The organism is Maribacter litoralis (assembly GCF_902506355.1).
In the GTDB taxonomy this organism is placed as follows: Bacteria; Bacteroidota; Bacteroidia; order Flavobacteriales; family Flavobacteriaceae; genus Maribacter; species Maribacter litoralis.
The window spans coordinates 1,718,813-1,730,419 of the sequence record NZ_LR733271.1 but is presented as its reverse complement, the minus strand read 5'-3'; the positions used below and the strand labels follow the sequence as shown (position 1 = coordinate 1,730,419).

At 35.6% G+C, this 11,607-nt stretch carries 8 protein-coding genes; 2 read left to right on the top strand and 6 right to left on the bottom strand.

What is annotated here, in order from left to right:
• Positions 1 to 1,035 precede the first annotated feature (1,035 nt).
• The 4 genes from EXIGUO8A_RS07295 to EXIGUO8A_RS07280 all read right to left on the bottom strand — a co-directional run bounded on the left by EXIGUO8A_RS07295 (position 1,036) and on the right by EXIGUO8A_RS07280 (position 4,246).
• Complete coding sequence (locus tag EXIGUO8A_RS07295) at positions 1,036 to 1,221, bottom strand: hypothetical protein (RefSeq protein WP_159302593.1); 186 nt, start codon at positions 1,219 to 1,221, stop codon at positions 1,036 to 1,038.
• A gap of 177 nt (positions 1,222 to 1,398) precedes the next feature.
• Positions 1,399 to 2,466: a hypothetical protein gene (locus EXIGUO8A_RS07290; RefSeq protein ID WP_159302592.1), complete on the bottom strand. Its 1,068-nt coding sequence runs from the start codon at positions 2,464 to 2,466 to the stop codon at positions 1,399 to 1,401.
• 108 nt (positions 2,467 to 2,574) lie between these two features.
• Positions 2,575 to 3,609: a hypothetical protein gene (locus tag EXIGUO8A_RS07285; protein WP_159302591.1), complete on the bottom strand. Its 1,035-nt coding sequence runs from the start codon at positions 3,607 to 3,609 to the stop codon at positions 2,575 to 2,577.
• 175 nt (positions 3,610 to 3,784) lie between these two features.
• Entirely contained in the window at positions 3,785 to 4,246 is a 462-nt protein-coding gene (locus EXIGUO8A_RS07280; RefSeq protein ID WP_159302590.1) for a hypothetical protein, read from the bottom strand.
• A 263-nt stretch (positions 4,247 to 4,509) separates the two neighbouring features.
• Between EXIGUO8A_RS07280 and EXIGUO8A_RS07275 the strand changes: the two genes are divergently transcribed.
• Together EXIGUO8A_RS07275 and EXIGUO8A_RS07270 are read left to right on the top strand one after the other, a co-directional pair.
• Positions 4,510 to 6,306: a tetratricopeptide repeat-containing sensor histidine kinase gene (locus EXIGUO8A_RS07275; protein ID WP_159302589.1), complete on the top strand. Its 1,797-nt coding sequence runs from the start codon at positions 4,510 to 4,512 to the stop codon at positions 6,304 to 6,306.
• 6 nt (positions 6,307 to 6,312) lie between these two features.
• The gene (locus EXIGUO8A_RS07270; RefSeq protein ID WP_159302588.1) at positions 6,313 to 7,056 is read left to right on the top strand and encodes a LytR/AlgR family response regulator transcription factor; all 744 of its coding nucleotides are present in this window, start codon (positions 6,313 to 6,315) and stop codon (positions 7,054 to 7,056) included.
• 105 nt (positions 7,057 to 7,161) lie between these two features.
• Here EXIGUO8A_RS07270 and EXIGUO8A_RS07265 read toward each other — a convergent pair whose 3' ends face one another.
• A complete protein-coding gene (locus EXIGUO8A_RS07265) occupies positions 7,162 to 9,333 on the bottom strand; it encodes a PorP/SprF family type IX secretion system membrane protein (RefSeq protein WP_159302587.1) in 2,172 nt (723 codons plus the stop codon).
• A gap of 7 nt (positions 9,334 to 9,340) precedes the next feature.
• Entirely contained in the window at positions 9,341 to 11,587 is a 2,247-nt protein-coding gene (locus EXIGUO8A_RS07260) for a T9SS type B sorting domain-containing protein (RefSeq protein WP_159302586.1), read from the bottom strand.
• Positions 11,588 to 11,607: the final 20 nt, after the last annotated feature.

The window sequence follows — 11,607 nt, the reverse complement described above, 5'->3', positions numbered from 1 at the left end:
GTAAATTGTTAACGTATAAAACACTAGAATAATACTTTTAACTATAGCCAACAAGTCAATTTTAAGTGTAAATACCTGTTAAAACTAATATAAAAATATCCTAAACTGCTCTGATAAATTAAAGCAATTAAGAATAAACTTTAGCCTATCATTTCTGTTTAATTTGTTGCAATTTACTTCAAGTTCCCTAAATTGATTTCCCCCTATTTCCAGGTAAGTTCAGCATTGGAATACAGCTCCATTACAGAGTCCGAGAAATGATAGGTAAAATGGGGTGCGAACACATTAAGGTTGCTCGTTTGAAAAAATTTAAAACCAATCGCACCTTCGCACTAAGCTGTAACAGTACTTTTTTATAGTTAATCAGGGTCTCAGCTTTTTCCGGATTAATCTTAAAAACCACATAACCATCTATATACACAATCTGACTTATTTTACTGGCAATCTCTTATCCATATGGGGTCTAGGGCAAAAATTCAGAAAAATAATTTAAAAAAGACAACTTAATCAATTTACTTTTTCAAAGTTAATGAACCTAGCATCCGTCTATGCCAAAATCATATGGTCCATGAAACATTTAATCATGTACCAACTGAAATCTTTGGTCCCGTCCGAAAAAGCTTCTCTCCATTTTAATATTATCTCCAGGTATGTCTACAAATGAAATATACTTATCGTTTTTCGGAAAAATCTGCCACCAGCATCCCTCCCATACTCTTAAAAAGATACGTTTTATGATTCCGCTCCAATCGTTTATAAAATATTCCCTTTTTAAGACATTGGTTTACATATCTAAGGCAAACTTTTTAATGTCTTTTACGACAAGCTGACTGGTTTTGACCTCTTGTATGATGATTTTACCTTTTGGTCTGTTGGGTAAGTGCGGTCTAATTCATCACCTAAAGATGCTCTTATAACATTTGGATACTTACCAAATGGGCAAACCTATATAGTCCGAGCCATTGAAGTTTCTTTTGACCACCTCCACCTTTAAAAGATATATCTGTTGGGGGTTGTCTCGTTTTATATAGAAATCTACGTTCCTAAAATGGGAAAGCTCTTTGTGTTTTTTTGTATAACAATATCTTTTAAGTCGGTATCTGGAGATTTGTACATCAAATAATCTGATTTGCCTAATGTGGTTTTCGATTGCTGTTCGGCACTATGCAATGAAGACATATCTTGATGGTTTTCTACCGTTTGCGATACTGTAGTGCCCACTTTTTCCTTTTGGTTGCCTTCATTAACAGAAATAATTATCTCTTTAATGGTATTGTCCTAAGCTTTTTCTTGGCTTGCTGATACAGCTTTTTAAGAATCAGCACATTGACCTTGAACAACATGATAAACAATACTCCCCCATGATTATTATAAGTACCCTAATATTCCCCATTTTGATCATTGTTTAAGATTTGCAGTATTTATATCCACCTCGCCCATAATATCGGTAAGGTCCACATCTTTGTAAAATTCAAGAATCGGACTCTCCAGTTCGTATTCCCAAATTACAGAGGTCGAATTATAGGGTTTTGGATTTACCCGCACTTTGAACACTACAAAAACCGGTGACCTTGGAATTAATCTATAATTCTCGGCCTTTTGGGCATCTATAGGTAAAAATATTTTTTTGCGTTGGTGCTTTATCGCTTTCTCGTTCTCGGTGTAGGGCAAAAAATTGGAATGATCAAGTATGTAATCCCCTCCGATGGAAAATAGATTTCCTATCCAATAGCCTTTTTCTTTAAAATCATATTTTTCGGCCACCAGACCCTTTACCACATAATACGCAACCTCGCTACCATCGGCATATAAGGTCTGACTCCAATCTTTAAGAGTATTGAAATAATTCTTCACAAAACCGGTATAACTACGGTTCTGGGCAAACTCATTGTTACCAATGCCCCCCCAATAGGAAACATTTATCCGCTCTCCTGACGGATTATAGAAATTACAGGTCGATGCTAGTTCGGTATCACAAAAATAATCTTTCAATTTATCGTCGGATAGCGTTTCCCCTGCCAAGATCCTTACATGATTTTGGGCAAATTCCGAATTCTTTTTGCTCAGTCCTCCTGTTGAATTTTGATTTTTAGTAAGCTTTGAACGATCCATATCGTTGAATGTTTCCTTTAAAAACCGCATCTCCAAAAGAGCCTTATAAGCCTTATTAGTAATCAGTTTATGTGTATTTCTCTTGAAATGTAACTGTCCATATCTTGGTATCCCCTTATGGGATTGAATCACTATATCCCGGAAATCTTTGGATGGGGCCGAGAATCGCAATACTTCTTGATCCATATCAATAACATTCGTGTCCTTAGATGGTTTGTAAGAAGCGGTGGTAGCGCCTCCATCGTTGGAGGGAGATATTGCAACAGGGTAGGTCGTGGTTTTATCGTTTTGACCGTTCAAAATATCGTCCGTGGTATTGTTGGCCGCCTCCTCGGCTTTAACTTCAAGGTTCATTTTCAATTTCTTGAGAAATTGGGCGTTCGTTGAAATCGGTTTCAAGAAAACCATTGTTTCGAACATGATAAATAGGATCGACCTTATATTTTTGGATCTCATCATTTGTTATCTAGTTTTGGTCTCCATAGTATTAATATCAATTTCACCGACCTTATTGGTCAAACCGTCATCTGAATAGATTTCAATTATCGAAGAATTCAAAGTGAATGTAGTTTTTAATTGGTCAGCCCTATAACTTTCGAGTCCGTTCAACTTTCCGGTCACATCAAATACCAAGTACACCTGCTGTACTTTTTCCGAAAAGGTTTCGGCTTTCTCAGGCGACATTTTCAATAATATGGAGGCACCGTTAGGGTGCATTAATTTTCTTTCTGCCGAATTGCTCGGCTGTAATCCATACCATTTTAACAAAAATCCTTGATTGTAAAATTGATGTGTTATCAACCAAAACCCTTCGGCTTTAAAATCATATTTCCCCAAATGGGTCCGTGTTACATAGTAACCCTTAAGTATATTGTCTGGAAGCAACGTACTTCCCCATTCTACTATCTTGGACAATTCGTTCTTGACAAAACCAGTATAGGCCCTTAGTTGCTGAAACTCGGTGGCTCCTCTGCCGCCCCATGGACGTAAGTTTCTGGGCTCGTTGTAGTATCCCTCTTGTGGAAATTTCGATATACAATCCGAATCTTCTTTTTGATTACAGAAATAGCTCATTGCCTGCTTGTTGGTGGTGAGTGAGTTGGCAAGGGCCAAAGTATGTTGCTGAGCGGTATGGCTCATTAAATCTTCTTCAAACATTGAATTGGTTCGCTCGGTAAAATAATTCAAGTCCATAGCCGCAAACATCTCTTCTTTAAACCTGATCTTTAAAAGTTCTAAAAAAGCATGTCTGCTAGCATTGTTGTGACTAAATCGTTTGTCTATATTCACATACGATGCCTCACTTGGCTTTACGAAACTGCCATCCGATTTTAAATAATACTCATCTTGTATACCAAAACGCAATTTACCTTTATGCGTCTGGAGTGACAGATCTATGAAATTGGGAGAAGGAGCTCTATATAACTTTTCTTTTCCCTGCCCAAAAACGGATAGAAGTCCCGAACATACAATGAATATAAATACGATATGTTTCATAAATTAATTGTTTAGATTGGCAATAGGCAATGTTTTCAAGTGCTGTGTTTGGCCTTCGCCTTTATAAATTACCAAATTGATGTTTTCTTGCGAATATGTAAATATTATGAGATCAGAAACGGGTTTCATATAAGTTTACTAAATTGTCTTTACTTTAATTCTTCCCTTAATTTCTTCAGTTCCACGTAACTGTTCCATCCAAAGTCAAAATAGAATCATTATCAGTATTAATTACAGTGGTATTGTCAAAAATAACAGTGTTACCGTCAAAATCAATTCTAAAATTTTCACCACAATCGGTAAAAATATTTAGGTTGGGCGTTGAACAAGCATGTCTATACTCTACTCCGTTTTTTACAATGGTCATAGAAATTGTTTTTTCAACACTAGTAGAACCTCCAGCAGAAAAATCGGCAGCTACAATTACAAATCCGTTTTGGTCATCATCGTAAACAAATTCATTATCTGATACAGAAATATTATCTGACAATAATATAACAGATTTATCTGTTCCAGTTAAAGCAGTATTTGCAACCTCAATATTCCCTATACTCAAAGCTGTTCCTAATTCAGATGTTTCTACACCTGATAGTATTATAGTGCCGGTGGTCTCATTAATAGGAACTATATCTTGCATATCATTCTCAGTTCCACAACAAAAAATGAGAAGCAAACTTGAGAAGCAAAGTAAATTTTTAATAGTATCATTCATAAGTCAATTGTATTTAATGGTTTGGTTATTTCTAAACTACCCAATACATCCGATTTCTACTATAAATAATTATTCTACGTACACATTTACGATTTTACCGTATCAAATATTAAAATATTCGTAAACCTCTGATTGACCACATCTGCATTCTACAAAAAGTTTAAATTTGAGTAAACCAACCAATTAGCATGCTCAATTCCATAAGAAAATATATTTGTCTTTCAATTATTTTAATCTTTGCCTTCTATTCATATTCACAAACCAACGTTATAGATTCTTTAAAAAATGAGTTACTCAAGCACTCTAAAAAAGATACGGTTAGAGCGGAGCTTTTAATACATTTAGTTTCTGAAATGACCTATTCTAACCCCAAAGAAGCTTTTCCATTAATTGATGAATCAATTAAAATTTCTAAAAGTAAAAAATGGATAGAAGGTGAAATTTTGGGGTTACGGCAAAAAGGAAACCTTTATTATGTGTTGGCGGATAATCTTAACGCATTGGATAGTTATCAAAATGCCTTAGTGTTGAGCGAAAATATAACCGATAGGCAATTAAAATCTAGCTTATTGAGCAACATTGGCAATATATATGCAGATCTAAAGGCATATGATAAAGCTCTAGAAAATTATTATGAGTATTTAAAGACTGCTCAAACGTTTGGTAGCCGTTCAGATGAAATTAAAGCCCTCTCCAATATAGGCATTATATACAATGATTCTAAGAATTACGAAAAAGGAATTTCAAATTTGGAAAAAGCTTTAAGACTGGCCAAGCTAGAGAATAATAACCTATTCATGGCAGCTATTACCAACAACCTCGCATTGGCACAAAAAAATGTAGGTAAATATGAAATGGCATTGGACAATTACCATAAGGCAATTGACCTAGCACATCTAATTAATAACAAATATATTGAGGCATCTTCACTAAACAGTATTGGTAAAATTAATTCACTCTTAAATCAAAATTCACAAGCTAAAGAATATGCAAATCGTGCCCTTTCTATATCAAAAGAAATTGGTGCCGTAGAATGGGAAGCAGATTCATGGAGCGTGCTAAGCAATACTTATGAAAAACAGGGCGATATGAACAGAGCTCTTAGCGCCTACAAGAAATATATTTTACTTAGAGATAGTGTGCTCAGTGAAGAAAAAAAATCGGAGTTGACACGAAAAGAGATGCAGTATAAAATGGAGCACCAATTGGCAATTTCAGAAGAAGAAATTAAAAGAGAACGTTTGGTAAAAAATACTTATCTCATAGGTTCTATCTTTCTCTTATTTTTTGGTGCGTTGGGGTATTTCTTTTATAAACGTAGACGAGATGCACTAGAAAAAAAGAAAATAGCAGAATTTAATGCTCAGGTAGCAGAAACGGAATTAAAAGCGCTACGTTCACAAATGAATCCTCATTTTATTTTTAATTCCTTAAACTCAATTAGTGATTTTATCTCAAAAAAAGATATTAAACAAGCGAATGATTATTTAATAAAATTTTCCAAATTGACTAGATCAATCCTAGAAAACTCAGAAAAAAAACGGATTACCTTAAAGGAAGATTTAAAGCTTATGGAACTTTATATAGAATTGGAAACATTGAGATTAGAAAAGGAACTTAAATCTTCTATTTCTGTTCACAAGTCCATTGATATCGATAATACTTTAATTCCACCACTTATTTTACAGCCTTTCATAGAAAATAGCATTTGGCACGGTGTAGCACCCAAAAAAGGAATTGGACAAATAGACATTGACATTAAACCTGATAAAAATATACTTGTATGTTACGTAGATGATAATGGTGTAGGTAGTTCCAAAAGCTTGAACCAGACCATAAAAGAAAAATCATATGGGGTGAAAATAACAAGTAATAGAATTGATATAATAAACCATCTAAAGAATACTGAAGGATCACTTAAATTTATTGATAAAAACGAAGGGGTCCGTGTAGAAATCAGACTACCTTTTGAATCCAAATTTTAATTGACTATGCTTAAAGCTATAATCATAGATGATGAGCAACATTGTATAAATAGATTAGATAGCCTGATCCAGGAATTAGGAAAAGATATACATGTTTTGGCAAGATGTCCTACTGTTGAAATTGCAAAATTAGAAATAGAACGTGGATTTCCTGATATTATATTCTTGGATATACAGATTGGAAATGATACAGGATTCAATTTATTAAAGCAATTGTCAACTATCGATTTTGAAATAATTTTTACTACATCTTACGACAGTTATGCTTTAAAGGCTTTTAAGTTTTCAGCACTGGACTATCTATTGAAACCTATTGATAAATCAGATTTTATATCTGCTTTACAAAAACTTAGACAACAAAAAAGTTTAAAGGATACATCTAATAAAATTGACATTCTATTACAAAATATTGAAAATAGGGAATCTTTAAAAAAAATTGCTATACCAACAATAGAAGGCTTTCAGATGTTGGATACTCATGATATTGTACGGTTTCAATCTGATGTAAACTATACTCATATTTTTACTTCGACAAAGAAAAAAATTACCGCCTCAAAAAGCATAAAGTACTTTGAAGACATACTAGATGAAGATTGCTTTTTTAGAACTCATAAATCACATTTAATTAACTTGGAATATATTGATACTTACACGAAAGGAAAAGGTGGATATATAACTTTAATAGATCAAACGAAAATAGAGGTTGCGGTTAGAAGAAAGGAAGAACTTATGCGCAAGTTAAAATATTGATATTACGCTTTGTTTAAATTGTTCAATTACATCCATTTTATATAAAAAGAGACCTTGTCAACTTTGACAAGGTCTCTTTTTATACGTTTAACTCATATAGCTGTTCTAAGCCATTTGTTCTTGGTTGACCCGCATAATCCACATCTTATCATCATAAGCATCGTTTAGCTTCGAATAATAGGATATAAGCGCATTTGTCCATGAGTCGTGCTTTTTAAGATACACATATCTGTAATTGTTCTTTGGGTTAATAAAGTAACTGGCACTTAACCCAAATGAATTTAATAGGGCTACAAACTTTTTAGCATTGTTAGGGTTTGCAAATACGTTCGCTATAAGATAATAACCAGAACCGGCACCTTCTATTACGTAAGATCTTGAATCAACATCTCTGGATTCAACATTGTCTCTAACCACTTCGTTAGATGTAAGCACATTAGAATCATACTTTGAAGATTTCTCTTTTAGTTTGTTTACATTGCTGGCGTACGCCTCATTAGAATACCTATTATCAACGTTCATTATCCACATGGCACCGTCATATGCTCCATTGAATTTAGAATCATGAGCGGCAACCGCATCTTCAAAGGTTTCAAATCGTTGTAGATACACATATTTTAATCCCGTATTAGGATTATCGATGTAATCGGCTTGGATTCCCTTTTCATTAAGGTCATCAATAAAATTATTCATATAATGCCCACCTTTGTAAACATTGGCAACAACATAATATCCATCGGTTACATCTGGCAAATTCTTGAATCTTCTACTTTTAACAGCATCTTGAGCAACTTCGGTAGTAGCTGCGGGTGCAGTATTTGTCGTTCTTCTATTAGCCACAACCGCATCTTTTGGTTGAACTTGAGTCTGATAATTACGATTTGATGTTGAATTATCGGCAGTATTAGATTCGGCAACGGTTTGTCTTTCAACTACAGGATTGTTTTGTTGATTAGCCGCAACAACGACTCTATCTTGTTGACTTTCATTAACCGCTTGGTTTTGACTATCAGCAGCACCGGAATTGCTTGGATTGTAGTTAGAAGCAACCTGAGTATTGCTTTCTTCATCTAAGAAAAGCGCTTTAGCTCTTTGTTCCAAATCTGGTCTCTCTCCGTTCGTCTCATTACGCACCATACGCATTACCATGGCAAAACGTCTTTCTAGATCAGATTGGCGAATAGCTTCCAAAGAATCTTGACGGAACATTAGTTCTTCAATGATGGCATCGTTCTCTGCCAATTTCATCTTTAGTTCTTCAATTTCTTCATTGGTAGCAATATTCTCTGGTTCTTCATCATTCTGTACCAAATCATCCTCAAAATCATCTTCTAACATTACCCTGTCTTCGGTAAGGTTAGGTGTAAATGAATAAGCAACAGAAATTTCATGAGTAAGGCCAAAATTGTCAAAATTATTGGACAATCCTTTTTCCATTGTATAGCCTAATGATATTCTTTCATTAAGGTTAAAACCAACGCCTGCCGCAGCACCATAAAAACTGTCGTACCCACCTTGGATCCATCCTAATTTAGGAAGATCAAGAATTAAACTACCGCCAAGGGTAACATCTTCTTCACCGACTTTTCTAACCCTTGCCAAAGGCATTAACCTGGCTTGTTCAAAAATTCCATTTTGATTTTCAAACTGATGGGTATATTGTAAGTGTGCCGAGTATGTTTTGTCTTTAAAATCGGTAACGGATTCACTGTTCTTTAAGTTATAATCAAAAAGGTTTTCTGCGAACATACCCACATCGAACTTGCCATATGAAAGGTTGAAACCAGGTTGAAAAGACAATAGGCTTTGATCTTGTAAACCGGCCAAGAAAGGATCTTCTTCTACCGTTGAAGCTCTACCGTTATCAAATCCGCTTTGATAGTAAGATACATTTGCACCGAAAGTAAAATTGCTCTTATCGTTCAGTTTAATACCATAAGCGTAATTTGCAAGTACGCCAAAGTTACTAAGTGTACCTTCTCTTTGTGAATATAGACTTAGACCAAGCCCCGTTCTATCACTGATACGACCACTATAGCTTAAGAAATAGTTTTGATTGTTATCATCAAATTGTACCGATTGGTTTCGGTGTAACAAGTTAATGTAAGATTTATCTTCCCTAACCGTTGAAAACGTTGGGTTAATCAAAAATCGGTTATACTTCAATAAGTTCTGGGCAGGAACGTCGTATGATACAAACGGACTCTCCTCTTGCCCACTAACTTTCATGATAGCAAACACAAATAACAATAGATATAAAACACTTTTCTTTGGCATGGTGAGCTTAACGTATTACTGTGATAGTACCTTGTTTAAGTACTTCACTGGCATTTCTAATTTTATAATAGAATACCATATTCTGTTTGGTGAAAGCCGTAGTTGACTGCGGCCAATTATTTTTATAATCGAATTCGTTAACAATTTCCTGACCTTGCTCATTATAAATAATGACATTAACATCGGCCTTGTTGGAGTATGAATTTGGTATGACCCATTGATCATTGATACCATCTCCATTAACCGTAATTACGTTTGGTACTTTAAACGTATCTAAATATGATACTTCAACCTGTTTAACTATTTCGCAATTGTCAATTGAAGCAATTAAAGTATAGCTACCGGCCTCGGTAAACGTAATACTATCAGCATTACTGATTTCAACAGCATTGGTATCTAACCATCTATATGCAGTACCTCCGCTAGCCGTAACCAACTTACTAGTACCTTCTGGCATTACAATTTCATCTCCAAGATCAAGGGTAATTAGGCCTTCATCAAGAGGGGTAACAACTATTTCATTTGATATTAGGGAACAACCATCTCGGTCTACCGCCAACATATACGTACCAGGTGTAGAAACGGTTAATTCGGTATCTGTGGTGCTGACCATTGCTCCGTCCAATTGCCACTCGTAAGATGAGGCACTTAAATCGCTTGTTGTATTTAAGGTTATTGTTTCACCTCCACTACAGAACACGGTTCCAGAACTAGTTATAGCAATGGTTTCACTGGTCAATAATTGCACGGTCAACATATTGGAATCGACATTAAAGCTATCTACAGAAGCATTTAGGTCATAGTCTCCATTTTCAGAGTTCGATGCCAAGCTAATTGTATTACCAGTTGCCCCACTAACAGCGGTACCGTCTTTACTCCATTGGTAACTAAACCCATCAATTAAAGCACTGGTAACATCTGTTTTTGTTCCATCCGCAGCAACAGCGTTGATTTGTTCTACCCCCAAAATGGTACTGGTAGATTCACAAGAAGTATACGCATCGGTATAATCGATTGTCATTTCAAAAGAAGCAGGAGATACAACGGTAGTTACATCAGAGTTTTTAGACGATACTGAACAGGTACCTCCAGTTTGTGTAACTTCTGCGTGATACTCTCCGTCTTGTGAAATGCTTAGTGAACTACTAGTCTCGCCACTTATTTCTACGCCGTTTCTAAACCACTTATAACTTGGAGTATTTGCAGTGGTGCTAACCGATATAGTTTGAGTTTGCGTTGGCAATAGCACCATATTGATTTCATTCTCTACTATTACCTCGTACACATCTGCATTAGTAATTGTAATAGCTGTTGATCTTTCATTACAAATACCCGTTCCAGAGATTTCAATGGCATAATCACCTTCAAATCCTGCACTTGATGCATCAACGGTATAGCTTGTAGCCGTTGCACCTAAAATAGCAACATCATCTTTAAACCATTGATAGCTCCATGAAGCATCTGTTTGATCAATACTTAAGGTTTCGGTATCTGTACTACATAGTGCGGTTTTACTTGGGGCTGTTACAGCAATACCTGTACCCGAACCACCAATAGTAACATCTACAATATTTGAATCTGTATTACCAGAACCGGTACATCTTGGTCCGTAATCAATATAAGCATTGTACATTCCAGACTGGGTAACATTTAAAGTATGCCCAGTTTCACCGGTTAATTCGGTACCACTACGAAACCAAATATACTGGTAGGTTTCTGGGTTGGCTATATTATCAACTTGCAAGGTTATAGGACCTGTACTACAGACGGTTCCAGGTGGTACTCCATCTCCCAATTCACTAATGTTGAGGTTAGAAGTTACATCCATATAATACATGTTATAGGCAGGAGATTCGCTACCTACTTTTTCAGGGTCTGTACTACGAACTCTCATTTTGTAGCCTTCACCACGTGTATCGGTGGGTATGGCAAAACTCGTATCAAAATCCTTCACATCATTCTTGTCGGTAATCGTCTGCAACGTTTGTGCGTTGGCAAAGCTACCACTGGCATCAGATAGTTCGAGTATAAACTCGTTTCCTGCGTTGGCAGTACCTATCCAGGTAATGTTTACGAAGTATTCATTGAATCCGGAGTTTCCTGCACATACGGCAGTCCACGGCGTACTTCCTGACAGGTTTGGATTGTCTGCAGGTTCTGGGGCATTAATAACTATTGCCTGTGCCGATAGTTGAAAGGCACTGAATAACAGGCATAATGCGGTAAAAACGGTAATTTTGTTCAAGGTTTTCATAAGTATTTGTAGTTATGGGG